The sequence below is a fragment of the Sphingopyxis sp. BE259 genome, from assembly GCF_031457495.1.
In the GTDB taxonomy this organism is placed as follows: domain Bacteria; phylum Pseudomonadota; class Alphaproteobacteria; order Sphingomonadales; family Sphingomonadaceae; genus Sphingopyxis.
The window spans coordinates 3257719-3276139 of the sequence record NZ_JAVDWM010000001.1 but is presented as its reverse complement, the minus strand read 5'-3'; the positions used below and the strand labels follow the sequence as shown (position 1 = coordinate 3276139).

Annotated in this window: 21 protein-coding genes; 10 read left to right on the top strand and 11 right to left on the bottom strand. The window is 65.4% G+C overall.

What is annotated here, in order from left to right; genetic code table 11:
* Positions 1 to 2 precede the first annotated feature (2 nt).
* Both J2X44_RS15745 and J2X44_RS15740 read left to right on the top strand, forming a co-directional pair.
* Entirely contained in the window at positions 3 to 602 is a 600-nt protein-coding gene (locus J2X44_RS15745) for a TIGR02466 family protein (RefSeq protein WP_310086084.1), read from the top strand.
* 126 nt (positions 603 to 728) lie between these two features.
* Positions 729 to 2162, top strand: a complete 1434-nt coding sequence (locus J2X44_RS15740; RefSeq protein ID WP_310086081.1) for an NAD-dependent succinate-semialdehyde dehydrogenase — start codon at positions 729 to 731, stop codon at positions 2160 to 2162.
* A 118-nt stretch (positions 2163 to 2280) separates the two neighbouring features.
* Here J2X44_RS15740 and J2X44_RS15735 read toward each other — a convergent pair whose 3' ends face one another.
* Together J2X44_RS15735 and J2X44_RS15730 are read right to left on the bottom strand one after the other, a co-directional pair.
* Positions 2281 to 3042, bottom strand: coding sequence for an SDR family oxidoreductase (locus J2X44_RS15735; RefSeq protein ID WP_310086079.1), 762 nt, complete (start codon positions 3040 to 3042; stop codon positions 2281 to 2283).
* Entirely contained in the window at positions 3039 to 3410 is a 372-nt protein-coding gene (locus J2X44_RS15730) for a dihydroneopterin aldolase (RefSeq protein WP_310086076.1), read from the bottom strand. Before J2X44_RS15730 ends, J2X44_RS15735 begins: the two co-directional genes overlap by 4 nt.
* Positions 3411 to 3500: 90 nt before the next feature.
* Here J2X44_RS15730 and J2X44_RS15725 point away from each other — a divergent pair, with 90 nt between their 5' ends.
* From J2X44_RS15725 to J2X44_RS15710, 4 genes are all read left to right on the top strand, one after another.
* Entirely contained in the window at positions 3501 to 4004 is a 504-nt protein-coding gene (locus J2X44_RS15725; protein WP_310086074.1) for an N-acetyltransferase, read from the top strand.
* Positions 4005 to 4148: 144 nt separating this feature from the next.
* Complete coding sequence (locus J2X44_RS15720) at positions 4149 to 4733, top strand: DUF1285 domain-containing protein (RefSeq protein WP_310086071.1); 585 nt, start codon at positions 4149 to 4151, stop codon at positions 4731 to 4733.
* Positions 4733 to 5317 carry a CoA pyrophosphatase gene (locus J2X44_RS15715; RefSeq protein WP_310086069.1) on the top strand — a complete coding sequence of 195 codons (585 nt, stop codon included), beginning with the start codon at positions 4733 to 4735 and terminating at the stop codon, positions 5315 to 5317. The genes J2X44_RS15720 and J2X44_RS15715 overlap by 1 nt, the downstream gene beginning before the upstream one ends.
* Positions 5314 to 6510: a CCA tRNA nucleotidyltransferase gene (locus J2X44_RS15710; protein WP_310087087.1), complete on the top strand. Its 1197-nt coding sequence runs from the start codon at positions 5314 to 5316 to the stop codon at positions 6508 to 6510. The genes J2X44_RS15715 and J2X44_RS15710 overlap by 4 nt, the downstream gene beginning before the upstream one ends.
* On the opposite strand, the gene J2X44_RS15705 is transcribed toward J2X44_RS15710, so the two are convergent.
* Both J2X44_RS15705 and parC read right to left on the bottom strand, forming a co-directional pair.
* The gene (locus J2X44_RS15705; RefSeq protein ID WP_310086067.1) at positions 6483 to 8165 is read right to left on the bottom strand and encodes an EAL domain-containing protein; all 1683 of its coding nucleotides are present in this window, start codon (positions 8163 to 8165) and stop codon (positions 6483 to 6485) included. The two genes, J2X44_RS15710 and J2X44_RS15705, sit on opposite strands and share 28 nt — an antisense overlap.
* 89 nt (positions 8166 to 8254) lie before the next feature.
* Positions 8255 to 10555, bottom strand: coding sequence for a DNA topoisomerase IV subunit A (parC, locus tag J2X44_RS15700; RefSeq protein ID WP_310086063.1), 2301 nt, complete (start codon positions 10553 to 10555; stop codon positions 8255 to 8257).
* A gap of 309 nt (positions 10556 to 10864) precedes the next feature.
* Here parC and J2X44_RS15695 point away from each other — a divergent pair, with 309 nt between their 5' ends.
* The 3 genes from J2X44_RS15695 to J2X44_RS15685 are packed head-to-tail and all read left to right on the top strand — an operon-like array spanning position 10865 to position 12722.
* Positions 10865 to 11506, top strand: coding sequence for a lysophospholipid acyltransferase family protein (locus tag J2X44_RS15695; protein WP_310086061.1), 642 nt, complete (start codon positions 10865 to 10867; stop codon positions 11504 to 11506).
* Positions 11503 to 12321 (top strand): DUF1295 domain-containing protein, encoded by an 819-nt coding sequence (locus J2X44_RS15690; protein ID WP_310086060.1) that lies wholly within the window; start codon positions 11503 to 11505, stop codon positions 12319 to 12321. Before J2X44_RS15695 ends, J2X44_RS15690 begins: the two co-directional genes overlap by 4 nt.
* On the top strand, positions 12297 to 12722 hold the full coding sequence (locus tag J2X44_RS15685; RefSeq protein WP_310086058.1) for a ribose-phosphate pyrophosphokinase: 426 nt from the start codon (positions 12297 to 12299) through the stop codon (positions 12720 to 12722). The genes J2X44_RS15690 and J2X44_RS15685 overlap by 25 nt, the downstream gene beginning before the upstream one ends.
* A 232-nt stretch (positions 12723 to 12954) precedes the next feature.
* Here J2X44_RS15685 and J2X44_RS15680 read toward each other — a convergent pair whose 3' ends face one another.
* A complete protein-coding gene (locus J2X44_RS15680; RefSeq protein WP_310086055.1) occupies positions 12955 to 13884 on the bottom strand; it encodes a 2-oxoglutarate and iron-dependent oxygenase domain-containing protein in 930 nt (309 codons plus the stop codon).
* A 127-nt stretch (positions 13885 to 14011) separates the two neighbouring features.
* Between J2X44_RS15680 and J2X44_RS15675 the strand changes: the two genes are divergently transcribed.
* A complete protein-coding gene (locus tag J2X44_RS15675) occupies positions 14012 to 14437 on the top strand; it encodes an EVE domain-containing protein (protein WP_310086052.1) in 426 nt (141 codons plus the stop codon).
* Positions 14438 to 14452: 15 nt separating this feature from the next.
* Here the strand turns inward: J2X44_RS15675 and J2X44_RS15670 are convergent, their stop codons facing one another.
* The 6 genes from J2X44_RS15670 to J2X44_RS15645 form a co-directional block, all read right to left on the bottom strand.
* Positions 14453 to 14776: a PilZ domain-containing protein gene (locus tag J2X44_RS15670; RefSeq protein ID WP_310086049.1), complete on the bottom strand. Its 324-nt coding sequence runs from the start codon at positions 14774 to 14776 to the stop codon at positions 14453 to 14455.
* Positions 14777 to 14864: 88 nt separating this feature from the next.
* Entirely contained in the window at positions 14865 to 15455 is a 591-nt protein-coding gene (locus tag J2X44_RS15665; protein WP_310086047.1) for an SOS response-associated peptidase family protein, read from the bottom strand.
* 9 nt (positions 15456 to 15464) lie between these two features.
* On the bottom strand, positions 15465 to 15866 hold the full coding sequence (gene arfB, locus J2X44_RS15660) for an alternative ribosome rescue aminoacyl-tRNA hydrolase ArfB (RefSeq protein ID WP_310086045.1): 402 nt from the start codon (positions 15864 to 15866) through the stop codon (positions 15465 to 15467).
* Positions 15859 to 16542, bottom strand: coding sequence for an RNA pseudouridine synthase (locus J2X44_RS15655; protein WP_310086042.1), 684 nt, complete (start codon positions 16540 to 16542; stop codon positions 15859 to 15861). Before J2X44_RS15655 ends, arfB begins: the two co-directional genes overlap by 8 nt.
* A 292-nt stretch (positions 16543 to 16834) precedes the next feature.
* A complete protein-coding gene (locus J2X44_RS15650) occupies positions 16835 to 17431 on the bottom strand; it encodes an NAD(P)H-dependent oxidoreductase (RefSeq protein WP_310086040.1) in 597 nt (198 codons plus the stop codon).
* 140 nt (positions 17432 to 17571) lie between these two features.
* Positions 17572 to 18270, bottom strand: coding sequence for a pirin family protein (locus J2X44_RS15645; protein WP_310086037.1), 699 nt, complete (start codon positions 18268 to 18270; stop codon positions 17572 to 17574).
* Between the last annotated feature and the right edge of the window lie 151 nt (positions 18271 to 18421).

The window sequence follows — 18421 nt, the reverse complement described above, 5'->3', positions numbered from 1 at the left end:
TCATGCCCGTTCGATCGCTGTTCGCCAGTCTTTTCTATGAAGCCGACATCGGCGCCCCCGATCTGCTCGCCGAGCTGGAAGACAGCAGCCGGTTGTTCGCCGCAGAGGATGGCGCGGGGCGCGCGTGGAGCCGCGCGCATGGCTATAGGGGCTATACCAGCTACGCGAGCCTGAACGACCTGCCCGAGCGCGACCCGGCGTTCCACGACCTCAAGCGACTGCTCGACAAGGAAGTGAAGGCGTTCGCCAAAGCGGCGCATTTCGACCTCGCCAAGCCGCTGAAACTCGACAGCCTGTGGGTCAATGTTCTGAAACCCGGCGGCACGCATAGCGGTCATATCCACCCGCACAGCATCGTGTCGGGAACCTTCTATGTCACGGTGCCGCCGGGATCGGGCGCGCTGAAGCTGGAAGACCCGCGGCTCGCGATGCTGATGGCGGCGCCGGGGCGTAGCGACGATGCGCCCGAGCATCTGCTGCCCTTCGTCTATGCCGAGCCCGTCGCGGGGCGGGTGTTCCTGTGGGAAAGCTGGCTGCGCCACGAAGTGATGCCGCATAGCGGCAAAGGCGAACGGATCAGCATCAGCTTTAACTATCGCTGAGCGCGACTATATCACGACCGTCATTGCGAGAAGCGAAGCGACGCGGCAATCCAGAGCCCGCGTCAACCACCCTGGATTGCTTCGCTTCGCTCGCAATGACGAGGCTCTAGAATGAAAGTTCCCCCCATGACCGCCACCTACGACGCCGACCTTCAGCTTTTCATCAACGGTGCCTGGCGGAGCGGCGAGGGGCGCGAGGGGAGGCCGGTTTACAACCCCGCGACCGCAGCCACGATCGCCGAACTGCCGGTCGCGACCGCAGCCGACCTTGACGAGGCACTGGCAGCGGCGGAGCGTGGCTGGCCGGTGTGGCGCGCCAAGAGCTTCGATGAGCGCGCCGCGCTGATGCACAAGGCCGCGGGCATCATCCGCGAACGGGTCGAGCATATCGCGACGCTGCTGACCCTCGAACAGGGCAAGCCGATCGCCGAGGCGCGCGGCGAAGTGCTGTCGGCGGCGGGGCTGTTCGATTATTTTGCCGAGCAGGGCAAGCGCATCGAGGGCCGCGTGCTCCAACGTCCCGCGGGGCAGCGCACGATGGTGCTGCGCCAGCCGGTCGGGCCGGTCGCGGGGTTCAGCCCGTGGAACTTCCCCGTCAACCTGATGGTCAAGAAGATCGCGCCGGCGCTCGCCGCGGGCTGCGTCGTGATCGCCAAGGCGCCCGAGGAAACCCCGGGCTGCACCAGCGCGATCATGCGCTGCATCGCCGACGCGGGCATTCCGGGCGACGTGGTTCAGCTTGTTTACGGCGACCCCGACAGGATCAGCCGCTATCTGCTCGCCAGCCCGGTGATCCGCAAGGTCAGCTTCACCGGGTCGACCGCGGTGGGCAAACATCTGATGAAACTTGCCGCCGACCGGGTGCAGCGGATCACGATGGAGCTGGGGGGTCACGCCCCGGTGCTGATCTTCGACGATTGCGATCTGGAGAGCACACTCGACAAGGTCGTGACACAGAAATTCCGCAACGCCGGACAGGTGTGCATCTCGCCGACGCGATTCTATGTGCAACAGGGCATTTATGACGCCTTCGTCAAAGGTTTTGCCGAACGAACTGCGAAGGTGAAGATCGGCAGCGGCTTTGATGCGGATACCCAGATGGGACCGCTCGCCAACGCGCGCCGCGCCCCGGCACTGGCGGCGCTCGTCGCCGATGCCAAGGCGAAGGGCGCGCGGGTGATCGCGGGCGGCGAGGCGACGGGCGAGGGTTATTTCTTTCAGCCGACCGCAATTGCCGACGTGCCGCTCGACGCCGACGCGATGAATCACGAGCCATTCGGCCCGATGGCGCTGATCCGCCCGTTTGGCACTGAGGACGAGGCGCTGGAGCAGGCGAACCGGCTGCCCTATGGCCTCGCGGCGTTTGCGTTCACCGAGAACGGCCGCCGTATCAACCGCATCGCCGATGGCGTCGAAAGCGGGATGGTCGGGATCAACAGCTTCGTCATCTCGACCCTCGACACGCCGTTCGGCGGGATCAAGGAATCGGGTTTTGGCAGCGAGAGCGGGCCGGAGGGGATGGATGGGTATCTGGTGACCAAGGCGGTGCATATTTATTGAGGCCGGGATTCTGTGTTCCTGCGAACGCAGGAACCCAGGGCGTCACGGCATTGCCATTTCGCCCTGGGCTCCTGCATTCGCAGGAGTGCAATAGAGCCGATAAGCAGGGTTTAACGATCTAATCCCGCTCCAGCGCCACGAAATCGCGGCCCATCGGCGCCAGATGCGCGCCGCCGTCGACAAAGATCGTTTGCCCGGTCACCGCCTCGGCGCGCGCCAGATAGACCACCGCGTCGGCGACCTGGGCTGGCGTCGGAAGCGCGCCCAGCGGCATCCGCCTCGCCAGCCGATCGACCTGCGCCGGTGAATAGTCGTCGGTCGCCAGCGTCAGCCCCGGTGCCACGGCGTTGATGCGCGCTCGGCCCCCGAACGCCACCGCCAGCGTCGCGGTCGCTTGCCACAGTGCCGATTTCGACAGGCTGTAGGCGAGTTGGTCGGGGACGGGCTGCGCGACGCGCTGATCGACGATGTTGACGATCGCGGGGCGTTGACCTTCGCTGGCGACGACCAGCGCTTTTGCCAGCATCACCGGCGCAGTCAGATTGACCTGCATCATCTCGGAGAGCGCCTCGGCCGACAGGTCGGTCCATTCGCCTTCGGCAAACAGCGCGGCGTTATTCACGAGCAGGTCGGGCGCGCGGCCGAATTTTTCGATGACCGCGGGGATCAGCGCCTCGACCGCGGTGGGATCGGCCAAGTCAGCGGCAAAGCGATGGCTGATCGCGCCGGTCTCGGCGAGCGCGTCGGCGAGCACCGGATCGGCATCGCCCGGGCTGCGCTTGTGGATTGCCAGCGCATAGCCTTCGCGCGCCAGCCGCGCCGAGATTGCGGCGCCGACGCGGTGGAGCCCGCCCGTCACCAGAGCGAGCTTTTGCGTCATTTGCGGGCGCGCCGCATGGTGATGCCGATCTCTTCGCCGTCCTCGGCGATCGCCAGCTTGACGATCTTCACCTCGACCTCTTCGACCTTGTCGTCCTGCAGGAACAGGGTGTCGATGATATGATCGGCGACGCTTTCAATCAGCACGAAATGCACGTCATTGGGAATCCCCTCGGTCGCCGCGAATTTCAGGTGCATATAGTTTTTGGAGGCGCTGAGCGGCGTCGTCGGATCATAATGATCGGCCATCGCCAGCCGGGCGCGCACGCCGATGCGTAGCGGCTGCGGCAGGTGGGTTTCTTCGGAATAAATGCCGGTCAGCACCTGGGCGATCAGCCCGTCCACCTCCAGCCACAATGTATCGGTCACAAGAAATCCTGTTCCTGCCGCGGCGACATTCGACTTTGCAATGTCGACCCCGGACCCTAAAGCGCCGCCGCATTAGCGAAAGGGCGCGCGTTGGTCGAGTTACTTCCATTATCGGACATTGCACCGCAGGCGGTCGAGGCTTTGCTCGACGCGGCTTTCGGGAGCGACCGCTTTGGACGAACCGCCTATCGCATCCGGCAGGGCATGGAGGCGGTGGCGGCGCTCAGCTTTGCAGCGGTCGAGGATGACGTGCTGATCGGGACGATTCAGTGCTGGCCGGTCGCGCATCGCGCCGCCGACGGCACAGCGACACCGCTGGTGATGGTCGGTCCGGTCGCGGTGCGCCCCGACGTTCAGCGCGGCGGGCATGGCCGGATGCTGATGACGCATATGCTGGCAGCGGCAGAGACTGCCGCCGACGGGGCGCTGATGATGATCGGCGATCCGGAATATTACGGGCGCTTTTTTGGCTTCGATGCCGCTGCGACGGGCGCGTGGGATTTGCCGGGGCCGCATGAGAAGCGGCGTTTGCTGGCGCGCGCGGTGAACGGGCATGGGCTGCCGATGGGTGCGGGGATGATCGGGCCGAGATAGTTACACGATCGTCATCCCGGCGAAGGCCGGGATCTCACCGTCTCTGCCTGACGCAGCGGCGAGACCCCGGCCTTCGCCGGGGTGACGACCTGGTTGGAGGGGCAGCGGGGTTGCGCAGCGCGCCTCGCCCCCTATGTCGGTCCCATGGTCACACCCGCGCCCTCGCTTCCCAAGGACTTCGCGCAACTGTCGCTCACCGAGGCCGCCGAACTGCTCGCGGCGCGCAAACTGCCGCCGGTCGAGCAATGGCACCCCGAGCGCAGCGGCGAAAGTTTCATGGAAATTCGCGCCGACGGCAGCTGGTATCATGAGGGCGGGCGGATCAACCGGCCCGCGATGGTCAAGCTGTTTTCGACGATCCTGCGCCGCGAAGCCGATGGCAGCCACGTGCTGGTTACCCCCGCGGAAAAGCTGAGCATCGCGGTCGAGGATCTGCCTTTCCGCGCGGTCGAGATGAAGAGTGAGGGCGAAGGCCGCGCTCGCTCGCTCGTGTTCCGCCTCGACACCGATGATCTGGTCATGGCCGGGCCCGAGTATCCGCTGACCTTCGGCACCGACCCCGACAGTCCCGACCCGCGGCTGCACGTCCGCGGCGCCATCGGCAACGGCCTCGAAGCCCGGATCGACCGTGCGCTCTATTATGAGATCGTCGACATGGCGCTGGCCGACCAAAGTGATCCCCCCGCGATCTGGTCGAACGGCGTGCAATTTCCGTTGGTCGGTTGCTGATGTTGTCGGCAAAGCTGCGGGTCGCGCTGGACAATCTGCTCCCCGATGCGGGCGAGGACGAGGCGTATCTGGGCACACCGACCTTGCGCGACGCCGCGGTGCTGATCGCCTTTACCGACCGTCCCGACCCCGGCGTCATCCTGACCCAGCGCCCGCAATGGCTGCGCAGCCATGCGGGGCAGGTCGCGTTTCCTGGCGGTAAGATCGACCCCGGCGACCGCGACGCGGTCGATGCGGCGCTGCGTGAGGCCGAGGAAGAAATCGGCCTCGATCGCCGCGACGTGATGGTTGCAGGGGTGACCGAAGCCTATTCGTCGGGCAGCGGTTACCGGATCACCCCGGTGCTGGGCGTCATCCCGCCCGACCTGCCGCTCGATCCCAACCCCGATGAGGTCGAGGACTGGTTTGAAGTGCCGCTCGACACGCTGTTCGATCCCGATAACTATCAGCGGCAGCAGGCGCATTGGCAGGGTCAGGATCGGCATTATTATGACATGGACTGGCAAGGGCGGCGGATTTGGGGCGTGACGGCGGGCATCATCATCAATCTGGCGCGGCGGATGCCGACGGGCTGGCACCGATGACGGTGCTGCCCGACGCCGAATGGCGGTCGCGTCCGGGATTGCGCCGGATCGTCGCGGCGCTGGTCGCCGATGGCGGGGCGGTGAAGATCGTCGGCGGCGCGGTGCGCGACACGTTGCTGGGGCTGGCGGTCACCGACGTCGACCTGGCGACGCCGTTGTTGCCGCAGGAGGTGACGCGGCGACTGGCGGCGGCGGACATCAAGGTCATCCCGACCGGCATCGCGCACGGCACCGTGACCGCGATCGCCAGCGGCGACCATCACGAGATCACGACGCTGCGCCGCGATGTCGAAACCGACGGGCGACGGGCGACGGTCGCCTTTGCCGATGACTGGCGTGACGATGCGGCGCGGCGGGATTTCACCATCAACGCACTGTATGCCGATCCGGCCACTGGCGCGGTCGATGACTATTTTGGCGGCCTCGACGATCTGAAAAACGGTTGCGTGCGCTTTATCGGCGATGCCGGAACGCGGATCGCCGAAGATCATCTGCGAATCCTGCGCTTCTACCGGTTCGCGGCGCGGTTCGGCCGCGGCACCCTTGATGCCGTCAGCCACGCTGCGGTGGTCACCGCGCGCCAGTCGCTCAAAAGCCTGTCGCGCGAACGCATCGCCGACGAACTGACCAAGATTTTGGCGCTGCCCGACCCGCGCGCCATTGTCGGCCAGATGGCGGTCGATGGCATTTTGGCGGTGCTGCTCCCCGAACTCGATCCGGGTTTTGCCGCGACGCTCGATCGGCTGATCGCCAATGAGCAGGTGGCAGGCATATCCGTTGCGGCGCACCGCCGACTGGCGGCGCTGCTTCCTCCTGACCCGGCGACCGCCGAACAGGTGGCCAGCCGCCTGCGGCTATCGACACGCCAGCGCAAATATCTGGCCGCTGTCGCGGGGCATCGTGGCAACACCGCGCGCCCGATCCGGCAACTGGCGCATGCGATCGGAACCGAGGCGGCGCGTGACGTGCATTTGATCGCGGTGGAATCGGCCGCCGTGCGCGACCTTAATGGTTGGGAGGTGCCGCAGCTACCGGTCAAAGGCGGCGAAATCGTCGCGCGCGGGATTGCGGTCGGGCCGGAGGTCGCGCGCATCCTGAAGGATGTCGAAGCGGCGTGGGTTGCCGAAGATTTTCCTGATGCGGCGCGGGTTGCCGAACTGGTCGATCAGAAGATCGGCCGCACCAGCGACTGACGCCAGAAATCGAGCGCCGTGCCGCTTTCCAGCGGCCGCGCGAACAAATAGCCCTGCCCGAAATCGCAGCCGAGCGCCGACAGCAGCCGCGCTTGGTCGGCCGTCTCGACGCCCTCGGCGGTGGTTTTCATTCCCAGCACTTCGGCCAGGCTCTGGATCGTCCGGACGATTGCCACCTTGTCGCGGTCGTCGACCATATGTTCGACAAAGCTGCGGTCGATCTTGAGCACGTCGATCGGCAAGCGTTGGAGATAGGCGAGGTTGGAATAGCCGGTGCCGAAATCGTCCATCGCGACGCGCGCGTCGAGCGCCTTCAATTCGCTGAGCACCGACAGCGCGAGGTCGGGGTCGCCGATGATCGCGCTTTCGGTAAGTTCGATCATCAGCCGCTCGCCGCCGATCCGCTGCTTGGCCATCGCCTGGCGGACGACCGCGGCGATGTCGTCGCGCAGCAGCTGGATCGCCGAGACATTGACCGAAAAATAGCAATCGACGATGGTGCCGCCATTCTGCTTGTCCCAGTCGGCGAGCACCGCTGCCGCCTTGCCGATCGCCCATTGGCCGAGCGGGACGATCAGCCCCGAATCTTCGGCGATCGGAATGAATTCGGCGGGCGAAATCGACTCGCCATTCTGTTTGTCCCAGCGCGCGAGTGCCTCGAACCCGGCGACCTGACCGGTCGCCAACTCGATCAGCGGCTGAAAGGCCAGATGCAGCCGGTCTTCCTCGATCGCGTTGCGGAGTTCGGTTTCGAGACCGAAGCGATTGTCCGACAGCATCGCCGATTCGGGTTCATAGATTTCGATGCGGTCGGTTTGCTTGGCGCGTTTCAGGGCGATCTGGGCGTGGCGAATTTGGTCGGCGACGTCCTTTTCGGCCGCGGGCTGGATCGCACAGCCGATCGCGCAATCGACGCTGACCTTCAACTCGCCGATGCGGAAGGGGTGGTCGAAACAGCCCCGGATTCGCCGTGCCATCTCGCGAACATCGGCGCGGCCGCCGGCGATGCGCGACGAAATGGCAAATTCGTCGCCGCCGGTGCGCGCCAATATGTCGCCGCTGCGCAAGGATGATTTCAGCCGCCGCGCGACGGTGATGATCAGTTCGTCGCCCGCCATCGGCCCGATATGTTCGTTGATGCGGCTGAACCGGGCCAGGTCGAGCAGCAGGATGGCATGGTCGGCGCCGACCCCGTCGGTCGCGCCGCGCTGTTCGACCAGCTCCTCGAACCCGGCGCGGTTGGGCAGGCCGGTCAGGCTGTCGGACACCAGTTCGCGGCGCAGATTGCGCTCGGTCATCATTTCCTGGGTGCGGTCGATCAGCGTTAGCAGGAACAGGCTCTCGTCGCCCGATTCGGTGGGCAGCGGTCCGATCGAGCCGCGCAGATCGCGCGCAGCGACGCCGTCGCCGAGTTGGCACGAAAATTCCTGGGTGTCGTCGGGCTGCTGCGCGGCACGTTCGATCGCGCGCAACAATTCGATCGGCGCGTCGGCGCCGATGGGGGACAGGCGCAACCGGTCGAACGCCGCATTGCTGGCGTGCAGCCGAAAATTGCCGCGCGCGAGCGGCCGGATCAGCGCCGCCGGCACCGGGAGTGCGTCGATCCAACCGACGAACAACAAGGGCCGGTCTTCGCCGGTTCGATCAATAGGCATGATAGCGGGTTTTGTGCGACCTTTCCCCATTGGTCATGACCTAAGGGGCGGGGAGTAAAGAAGCTATTTACGGCAACCGGATTATGCGATCAGCCGAAACGATTGTTGCGCGGGAAACCGGTCGGTGGCATCCGCCCGCCGGCGCCACGCGCGACCCGCCATGGCACGAGGTCGGTTTCGGTCCGCGTGCGGCCGGTGTCGCCGCCCATCGCCCAGCTGAGCCCTTCGGCAAAGGCAAAGCTGACCGCGTCGGACAGCCCGCCGTCGCGGTAGCGTTGCAGCATCACTCCTTGGCCGCGCGCCATCACCGGCACTTCGCTGATCGGGAACACCACCAGCTTGCGGTTGTCACCGACCGCCGCGACGCTGTCGTCGCCCGGACCAATGGCGCGGACGATCGCCAGCTGGGCCCCGGTCTTGAGGTTGACCACGTTACGCCCCTTGCGGGTTTCGGCGACGACTTCGCCCATCTGGGCAATAAAGCCATGGCCGCTGGTTGAGGCGAGCAGCAGGCGGCCCTCGGCGCTCGCCGGGACCATCGCGACAATCTTCGCCTCGGGATCGATATCGACCATCAACCGCAGCGGCTCGCCAAAGCCGCGCCCGCCGGGCAGCTTGTCGGCGCCGATGGTGAAAAAGCGGCCGTCGCTTGCCGCGATCAGCAGCTTGTCGGTGGTTTGGGCGTGCGCAGCGAACAACAGCTCGTCGCCTTCCTTGAACTTGAATTCACCCCATTGGTCAGCGGCGACGTGGCCGCGCTGGGCGCGGATCCAGCCGCGTTTCGACAGGATGACCGTCACCGGCTCCTTCTCGATCATCGCGTCGAGCGGAATGTCGCGCGCCGGGGCGGCCTCGGCGATCGTCGTGCGGCGCGCCCCGAGCACCGTATCGAGCCCGTACACCGTGCGCAGCTTTTCCAGATCCTTGCGGAGCCTTGTGCGCTGACGCTGCGGACTTTCGACCAGCTTGACCAGCTCCTCGCGCTCGGCGGTGAGGTCGGCCTGCTCGCGCTTCAGCTCCATTTCCTCGAGTTTGCGCAAGGACCGCAGCCGCATATTGAGGATCGCCTCGGCCTGGCGGTCGGTCAGGACGAATTCGGCGATCATGACTGGCTTGGGCTCATCCTCGGTGCGGATGATTTCGATGATCCGATCGAGGTTCAGGAAGGCGATGATGTAACCGGCGACCAGTTCCAACCGATCGTCGATCTTGTTGATGCGATGCTGGGCGCGGCGGACGAGCACGACGATCTGGTGCTGGAGCCATTCGGTGAGCAACTGGTGCAGCCCCATCACCTTGGGCGTCCGCGTCGCGTCAAGGACGTTGAGGTTGAGCGCGAAGCGACTCTCGAGGTCGGTCAGCCGATACAGGCTTTCCTTGAGGATGTCGGGATCGACGTTGCGGCTTTTCGGCTCGATGACGATGCGAAGATCCTCGGCGCTCTCGTCGCGGACATCTTCCAGGATCGGCAATTTCTTGTCGGCGATCAGCTGCGCGATCTGTTCGATCAGCTTGCCCTTGGCGACGCCATAGGGGATTTCGCTGATCACCAGCTGCCAGGTGCCGCCGGGCAGTTTTTCGATTCCGCTGTCCTCCCACGCACCGTCGGCCTTGCCGGTCGAAAAGCGCGCACGGACGCGAAAGCCGCCGCGGCCGGTGGCATAGGCGTGGGCGATCGTCTCGGCGCTGTCGACGACGATGCCGCCGGTCGGAAAATCGGGGCCTTTGACATGCTCAAGCAGTTCGGACAGTTCGGCGCGCGGATTCTCGATCAGCAACAGCGCCGCGTCGATCACTTCGGCGGCATTGTGCGGCGGGATGTTCGTCGCCATGCCGACCGCGATCCCGCTGGCGCCATTGGCCAGCAGGTTGGGGAACAGCCCCGGCATGATCTCGGGCTCTTCATCTTCGCCATTATAGGTCGGCTTGAAGTCGACCGTGCCCTCGTCAAGCCCCTGCATCAGGTCGACCGCGACGCGGGTCAGCCGCGCTTCGGTATAGCGATAGGCGGCGGCGTTATCGCCATCGATATTGCCGAAATTGCCCTGACCATCGACGAGCGGATAACGCAGCGAGAAATCCTGCGCGAGGCGGACCATCGCGTCATACACCGCGACATCGCCGTGCGGGTGGAACTTGCCGATGACGTCGCCCACGACGCGCGCCGATTTCTTGTATCCCTGCGATGGATCGAGCCGCATCGCGCGCATCGCCCACAGCAAACGGCGGTGCACCGGTTTCAGCCCGTCACGCAAATCGGGCAGCGAACGCGCGGTGATCGTCGACAGCGCATAGACCAGATAGCGTTCGGACAGCGCGCTGCCGAACGGCGTGTCGATCATGCCGGGGACGGGTTCGGGATTGTCGGGATCGTCGGTGGTGGTCGCCATGGTCGCGGCGCGATAGCAAGGCTAGCGCAGCAAGGCAAAGGGCGATCGGGGACGCCGTGCCGCAAATCCATCCGCTCGTGAAAAATCGCCACGACAAGCGCCGCGGCTTCTGCGCGCGGCAGGCAGAAATATCATGATATGGTAATCGGCAGCACGGACAAAGCCGCGGCGCCCGCATTGTCATCGATCGCCTCTCCTCGATTGCTCGTAAAAGTCAGTAGAAAGCATCGGCCACCACCCGCCGTGACCGCGCCCCCTTGCGAACCCCCGATCTTTCGCGCAAGCCGTCCGGTGGGCAGAGGAGAGTATGTGACGCGGATAGACGATCAGCCGCCGGGATGGGTGGCGCGGGCGGTGCGCCGATTGTTGCTGGCATTATACCGGTTGCGCGGCTGGAAAGCGGTCGGGGCGGTGCCCGAACCGCGACGCTTCATCCTGATCGCGGCGCCGCACACCAGCAATTGGGACTTTGTGAATTTCCTTGGCCTGACCGCCGATCTGAAAATTCGTCCCTTTTTCATGGCCAAGCTGTCGCTGTTCCGCTGGCCGCTCGGCGGCTTCATCCGCAAGATGGGCGGGGTGCCGGTCGATCGCCGCGGCGGCGGCAATGTTGTCGAGCAGATGGTCGCCGAGTTCGCGCGCCGCGCCGAATTCATGCTGACCGTCGCCCCCGAGGGGACACGCGGCAAGACGACGAAATGGCGCACCGGTTTCTATCAGATCGCGCTGGCGGCCAAGGTGCCGATGGTCGTCGGCTTCATGGATTACGGGACCAAGACCGGCGGGCTCGGCCCGCTGATCTGGCCCAGCGGCGATTTTCGCGCCGACATGCTCAAGGTGCTCGAGGTGTATCGCACCTGCATCCCCAAAATCCCCGAGCGCGCGGTGCGCTCGATCGACGATATTGTCGGCGACGACGACGGCCCGGACGAGATGGAGATGCGCGCATGACCGAACTGCTGATGATGCTGGCCCTCAATTTCGCCGGATTGCTGGGGGTGATCCTGATCCTGTGGGCGATTTCGGTGGCGATCCGCGACGTGTCGTTCATCGATGCCTTCTGGGCGCTCGGCATGGTGCTGCTGGCGTGGGGCGCGGCGTGGCAGGCGGGGTTTGACGCGCTGCATGCCAAGCTGCTGCTCGGGCTGACCAGCCTGTGGGGGCTGCGGCTCGCGCTCCATTTGGGGCTGCGCTGGGTCAAACAGGGCGAGGATCCGCGCTATGCCAAGATCCTGTCGCGTACGATGGAAACGAAAAAGTGGAGCTGGGCCAAGACGGCGCTGCTCACCGTGTTCCTGACGCAGGCGCCCTTGCTGTTCATCACGTGCCTGCCTGCGCAGATCGGCATCTGGGCGAGCGGCGGCGCGGCCGCGGACGGCGTCGGCATCCTCGCCATCGTCGGGGTGGTCGCGGCGCTGATCGGCATCGCGTTCGAGACGATCGGCGATGCGCAGCTTGACGCGTTTCGCAAGAATCCCGCGAACAAGGGGCAGGTGCTCGACACCGGGCTGTGGCGCTACACCCGCCACCCCAATTATTTCGGCGACGCGCTGACCTGGTGGGGGCTGTGGCTGATCGCCGCCGATATCGGGCCGTGGGTCGCGCTGGCGACTGTGATCGGGCCGCTGTTCCTGACCTTCACCCTGACCAAATGGTCGGGCAAGGCGCTGCTCGAAAAGGGGCTGCACAAGACGCGGCCCGACTATGCCGCCTATGTCGCGCGCACTTCCGGATTCATCCCGTGGCCGCCAAAGACCAAGGTCTAGGCGGCGAGGCGCTGGCCGCCGACGCCAGCGCCCTCAGTGACGCGCCGCGCATCCGCGCCATCCTGACCGAAGCCGCGCGCGAGGGCCGCGCGGTCAGCTATTCCGAACTGCTCGGCGATCTGGGCTTCCGTTTCACCCGCCCCAAGATGCGCGCGCTGTGCAAGACCTTGGCCGAGGTCGACCGGCTGTGCGCGCTCGACGGCGAGCCCGACCTCGCGGTGCTGGTGGTGCGCGAAAGCGATCGGCTGCCGGGGCAGGGCTGGTGGGTCGGCGGGACGGCGCTGTTGCTCGGCTATGACGGCCCGTGGGAGGGCGCACCGGCGGCGCGGTTTATCCGCGAGCAGCAGCATGGGGTTTTTGAATATTGGGAGGGGGGTAGGGCAATGAACGACCGGAAGTAGACGTTCCGGACCTTACAACTTCGTCATTCCCGCGAAAGCGGGAACCCAGGGTGGGGTTAGCCTACGCACGCTCTGGGTCCCCGCTTTCGCGGGGATGACGAATTTGGGGAATAGCAGCTCTCCACCCCAAAGCAGCCTCCCCTCTCTCGTCATCCCGGACTTGATCCGGGATCCAGACGAAGGCTCAGGTATGGACCCCGGATCAAGTCCGGGGTGACGAACGAGGGGTTTGCTACTTCTTGAGCCCAATCTCGCGTAGCCGCTCCTGCAAATACTCATCCGCCGTGATCGACGTCGGATACAGGTTCGGGTGCGCGTCATCGATGCAGCTTTCCAGCGTCTCGATCGGATAGTCCGAGCGGAAGTGCAGGAAGAACGGCATCGAGTAACGCGCGACGCTCGCGCGGCCCGCGTCGGGGTTGCGGACGCGGTGGGTGGTCGACGGGAGCTTGTTGTTGGTCAGCCGTTGCAGCATGTCGCCGACATTGACCGCCATCGCGCCCGGCGGCGGGCTGACCGGGAGCCAGCTGCCGTCCTTGTCGAGGATTTCGAGCCCGGCTTCTTCGGCGCCGAGCAGCAGCGTGATGGTGTTGATGTCCTCATGCGCCTCGGCACGGATGCCTTTGGCGGGCGCTTCGACCGGCGGATAATGGAGCAGGCGCATCACGCTGTTGCCGTCGAGCACCGTGTCGTCGAAGAAATCGGGCGCGAGGCCCAGGTAGCGCGCGATGCCCGACAGCAATTGGCCACCGACGCGGTCGAACTCGGCGAATAATTGGTCATAAACCGCGCGGAAGCCCTCGACCTCGGCGGGCCAGACATTGTTCGGCTGCTGCGCGGCGAGCCGGTGCCCGGCTGGCAGGTCGCGGCCGACGTGCCAGAATTCCTTGAGGTCGACTTCCTTCGCGCCCTTGGCGATCTCGGTCCCGAAAGGCGTATAGCCGCGCGCGCCGCCGCCGCCGGGGATGTGATAGGCGCGCTTGACCTTCTCGGGCAGCGCAAAGAAGTCCTTCGCTTTCGCCCAGGCATCGTCGATCAGCGCGGGGTCGATGCCATGATCGGTGATCATCGCAAAACCGAAGCGTTCGAACGACGCGCCAAAGTCTTTGGCGAACTGGTCGGCGGGAAGCGCCATCGAGATGGTGGGAACAGCGGCGGTCATATTATCATCATCCAATTTGGGGCGGGGCGTGCGCCACCGCGACTCTGTTCCCGCATGTAGGGGTGTCGGCGGGGCAGGGAAAGAGGCTCGCTCTTTTCAAACCGCCGATGCTTGCTAAGAGAGCGCCATGGCAAAATCATATTGGCTGATGAAATCCGAACCCGACGCCTATCCGTGGGAGCAGTTGGTGCGCGAAGGCACCGGCATCTGGGATGGGGTGCGCAACCATACCGCGAAGCTCAATCTGAAAGCGATGCGGGTCGGTGACGAGGCGCTGTTTTATCACAGCAATATCGGCAAGGAATGCGTCGGGATCATGCGCATCACCGAAACCGCCTTTCCCGATCCGACCGCCGACGAAGGGTCGCCTTGGGTCGTGGTGCGCGTCGCGCCGGTGCGGGCGCTGACCCACCCGGTGACGCTGGCGGCGATCAAGGCCGATCCGAAACTCGCCGACATGGACCTGATCCGGCAGTCGCGGCTGTCGGTCGCGAGGGTGACGCCGGCCGAGTGGGCGCATATTTTGAAGAAGTCGGAAAAACCGGCGGTTTGATCGCCGGGTCCGAGCTTAGCGCAACTTCACCTGCAAATGTTTCGCCACCGACGGGTGCAGCGCGTGGACGAACTCGCACCCGTAACTGTTGCCGTCGGCGCGGCGGACGATGGCTTCGAGCGGTTGCAGCCCGGGCAGGTTGACCCAGATATGTTTGCCGATCTGCGGCCGGAAAAATGTGACCATGCGAAAGCCGGTCGACGACAGGTCGAACAGTTCGACGTCAAACGGGTTCAGCCCGGCTTCGCGATAGCGCGCGCGCGCCTGAACCGGTGCGCGTTCGGCGCGGCGGCCGGTGGTGGCAGGCCGTTTGGCCTCGATGATGCGATTCCCCAACACTGTTTTGGTCCCAGCGGTTGTGATTTGATTCGCCCGCTTTTACGGCGCCGGTGGTTACCTCGAAGTGAAGAAACATGGTGAAAATTGCTCAAGCGGGCGGGGCGTCGCCGACCGCCATCAATTGGCCGGGATAGGGAACCGCAAGTGCCACCGCATCGCGCCATTCGCCGCTCAGCCAGGTCACGTGCTGGTCGGGATGCAGGATCAGCGGCATCGCGTGCGGCTGATACCGGCCGACCAGCCGGTTGGGGTCGGTCGCCAGCATCGCAAAACAGGGCCAATCCTCACCCTGACGATGGATGCCGGCCAAGGCGAAGATCGGCTGCGACGGCACCGAAAACCAGTGTTGACGCCGCGCGCCCTCGGGCCCCGACCACTCGGCAAAGGCGGTGGCGGGGATCAGGCAGCGCAGTTCGGCGTGGCGCAGCGTCCCGATCCAGAACGGGCTGGTGAGGTTGCGGACGTGGGTGACCGGCCGGTCGCCGCGCGGCGGCGGGGGGACGCCCCATAGCTTGGGGCGCAGAAAGCGGCGTGCACCGCCGCGACCGTCGCTGACGATCACCGGCGCGGGGCGACCGGGGGCGACATAATCGCTGCGCCATGGGTCATCCCCGGCTTCGGCCCCGAACGTGGCGGCGATCGCGGCGGCGGGCGCGTCGAGATGGTAAAGGCTTGTCATTCCAGCCGACTAGTCGGTTCCGCGCACCCGCCCGCGTCCGGCTTTGACGTTGCTGCGGGCCTTTTTGGTATCGACGCGGCGCGCCTTGGCGGCCTTGCTTGGCTTGGTCTTTATGCGGCGTTCGGGACGGATCAGCGCGGCGTCGATCAGGTCCGACAGGCGGGCGCGGGCGTCGGCGCGGTTGGCTTCCTGGGTCCGATAGCGACGCGCTAGGATGATCAGCTCGCCCTCGCTCGTCATCCGGCTACCCGCCAGCGTTTTCAATCGCTTATAGGCATCGGGCGCCAGGCCCAGCGCAAAGACATTGACGCGCAGCTGGCACGCGGTTGCGACCTTGTTGACATTCTGCCCGCCCGGCCCGGTTCCGGCGAGAAACTTCTCCGTTAGCGCGCTTTCCGGGATGTCAGCCACGGGTCGGTGCCGCGCCCTCCGGCGCCGCAAAGCCCAGCGCGATGAAGCTGTCGGGGAAGGGTGCCTCGGCAATTACTGACGGCTTGACGTCACGTTTTACCACCAGCCGTTCAGCGTGGAGCAAAGTGCGGGTTTTGGTGCCGCCGCGGCCATAGACGGGATCGCCGACCAGCGCGAAGCCGAGGCCTTCGAGCGCGTGGACGCGGATCTGATGGGTGCGGCCGGTTTCGGGGCGGAAGCGCAGCAGGCTACGGCCATCGACGACGCTGAGCTTTTCCCAATGCGAAATCGACGGTTTGCCTTTCGCATCGCCGACCATCCGCCAGCCCTCTTCGGCGGTCGATACCTTGCTCAGCGGCAGGTTGATCGTGCCGCTGTCGGCGTCGGGAACGCCATCGACGATCGCCAGATATTGTTTTTGGACCTCGCGGTCCTCGAACGCCCGGGTGAAACGTCCATGCGCTTTGGGATTTCGCGCGAGGAGCAGGCAGCCCGAGGTGTCGCGATCGAGCCGGTGGACCGCGAGCGGCCAGCGCTTGAACCCGAACTTGAGCAGGTCGAGATGGTTTTCCAGGCTGATGCTGCCGTCGCGCGGAGCGTCGACCGGCAGGCCGGCGGGCTTGTCGATAACAAGAGCTTCGCCATCGAGGAACAGGACACGGTCTGAAAGGAGCATGGCGCGCTATAGGCGCAGCGAAGGTCCGCCGAAAGCGGAAAGGTTACCGGGCCAGCGGAGAAAGGGTCGGCTTTGGAGTGGGGAGCGGACATACCCCACGCTCGTCATTCCCGCGAAAGCGGGATCCCAGGGACAGGCCCGCCGACGCACGCTCTGGGTCCCCGCTTGCGCGGGGATGACGAAGTCAGGAAATGCGGAACGTCCGCAACCGCTCGATTCCTGACATTCAGCATTCCAGAATAGCGATGAAGAGAAATCCTCCCCATGGCTTCGCCACAGGGAGGATTGGAATTCAGGCCGCCTGCTTCAACTCTTCGATCGACGCGGTCGCGCGGGCGATCGCTTCGCCGTCCATCATCTGCTGGTCGGCAGCGATGATCGTGACGTCGGTGATGCCGACGAAGCCGAGGACGTGGCGGAGGTAGCCGGTCGCGAAATCATAGTCGCTGCCGACCGGCACGCCGCCCGATGCGACGACCAGATAGGCCTTCTTGCCCGTCAGCAGGCCTTCGGGACCGGTTTCGGTGTAGCGGAAGGTGCGGCGGGCGCGGGCGATCTGGTCGATCCAGGCCTTCAGCGCGGCTGGGATGGCGAAATTATAGACCGGAACGCCGATGACGATCGTGTCGGCGGCTTCGAGTTCGGCGATCAGTTCGTCCGAATGGGCGAGGACAGCGCGCTGGTCGTCGCTGCGCTCGGCATCGTCGGTGAAGTTGGCACCGACCCAGCTTTCGGTGAGCAGCGCGGGCGGGGTGACCGCGAGGTCGCGGCGGGTGACCGCGGCGCCATAGTCCCGTTCGACCAGGCGGGTCACGAGCTGGTCGGTCAGCTGGCGGGTGGTCGAACCGCTGTGGCGGGCCGAGGCGTCGATGCGAAGAATATGGGACATGGGATGAATCCTTTTTGTTTGGGTTGGGTCGGACTTGAAGGGGACGGGAGGGGAGGTGCCGCGAGCCGGGGGGGAAACTCGCGGCACCAGAGCGGGCCGCCACCTCAAGGGAGGGGACAAGGCGGCGGCCCAAGCGGTCGTCAGAGGCTGTCGACCAGCACCAGTTCGGCGTCGTCGATCGCCTCGACGGTGATCGTGCCGACATCGCGCAGGGCAATGCCGTCGCGAGGGTCGGCTTCGGTGCCGTTGACCCGGATGCGACCCTTGGCGGCAACCAGATAGGCGTGGCGTCCGGCTTCGAGATCGTAGGAAACGCTCTCACCGGCGTTCACCGTCGCCGCAGCGACGCGGGCATTGGCACGAATGGGTAGCGCGTCCGCGTCGCTTTCGATGCCGCTCGCCAGCGTGACAAACTGGCCCGAGCGATCGGCCTGAGGAAACTGCCGCGCGCCCCAGCCGGGGTTGCCGCCATCACGATCGGGCATGATCCAGATCTGGAACAAGGTAGTTTCCTCGTCCTCCAGATTGAACTCGCTGTGGGTCACCCCGGTGCCGGCGCTCATCACCTGGACATCGCCCGCGGCGGTGCGGCCGCTGTTGCCCATGCTGTCGCGGTGGGTGATCGCGCCGGTGCGGACGTAGGTGATGATTTCCATGTCGCGGTGCGGGTGCGGCGGGAAACCCGACTGCGCCGCAATGGCGTCGTCGTTCCAGACGCGCAGCGCACCCCAGCCCATCCGGCCTTCGTCATAATAGTTGGCGAAGGAGAAGTGATGGCGGGCGTCGAGCCAGCCGTGGTCGGCGTGGCCCAGCGTGTCGAATTTGCGAATGTCGATCATGGCCTTGTCCTTTCTGTCGCGCCGCGCCGTAGCGGGATGCCCGGCGATGCTGCGGTGTTGAGGACAAGATAGCGATTGGGATTGTTTCTAAAATAGCGTAGATAGAAATCTATCGTTTCCAGAATCACCTCAATCGTCATTGCGAGGAGCG

Bases quoted from the DNA above. Each gene is read 5' to 3' on its own strand.
- J2X44_RS15745 (WP_310086084.1), top strand. From the start codon at position 3: ATGCCCGTTCGATCGCTGTTCGCCAGTCTTTTCTATGAAGCCGACATC.
- J2X44_RS15740 (WP_310086081.1), top strand. From the start codon at position 729: ATGACCGCCACCTACGACGCCGACCTTCAGCTTTTCATCAACGGTGCC.
- J2X44_RS15735 (WP_310086079.1), bottom strand. From the start codon at position 3,042: ATGACGCAAAAGCTCGCTCTGGTGACGGGCGGGCTCCACCGCGTCGGC.
- J2X44_RS15720 (WP_310086071.1), top strand. From the start codon at position 4,149: ATGGTCACACCCGCGCCCTCGCTTCCCAAGGACTTCGCGCAACTGTCG.
- J2X44_RS15715 (WP_310086069.1), top strand. From the start codon at position 4,733: ATGTTGTCGGCAAAGCTGCGGGTCGCGCTGGACAATCTGCTCCCCGAT.
- J2X44_RS15710 (WP_310087087.1), top strand. From the start codon at position 5,314: ATGACGGTGCTGCCCGACGCCGAATGGCGGTCGCGTCCGGGATTGCGC.
- J2X44_RS15705 (WP_310086067.1), bottom strand. From the start codon at position 8,165: ATGCCTATTGATCGAACCGGCGAAGACCGGCCCTTGTTGTTCGTCGGT.
- parC (WP_310086063.1), bottom strand. From the start codon at position 10,555: ATGGCGACCACCACCGACGATCCCGACAATCCCGAACCCGTCCCCGGC.
- J2X44_RS15690 (WP_310086060.1), top strand. From the start codon at position 11,503: ATGACCGAACTGCTGATGATGCTGGCCCTCAATTTCGCCGGATTGCTG.
- J2X44_RS15680 (WP_310086055.1), bottom strand. From the start codon at position 13,884: ATGACCGCCGCTGTTCCCACCATCTCGATGGCGCTTCCCGCCGACCAG.
- J2X44_RS15675 (WP_310086052.1), top strand. From the start codon at position 14,012: ATGGCAAAATCATATTGGCTGATGAAATCCGAACCCGACGCCTATCCG.
- J2X44_RS15665 (WP_310086047.1), bottom strand. From the start codon at position 15,455: ATGACAAGCCTTTACCATCTCGACGCGCCCGCCGCCGCGATCGCCGCC.
- J2X44_RS15655 (WP_310086042.1), bottom strand. From the start codon at position 16,542: ATGCTCCTTTCAGACCGTGTCCTGTTCCTCGATGGCGAAGCTCTTGTT.
- J2X44_RS15650 (WP_310086040.1), bottom strand. From the start codon at position 17,431: ATGTCCCATATTCTTCGCATCGACGCCTCGGCCCGCCACAGCGGTTCG.
- J2X44_RS15645 (WP_310086037.1), bottom strand. From the start codon at position 18,270: ATGATCGACATTCGCAAATTCGACACGCTGGGCCACGCCGACCACGGC.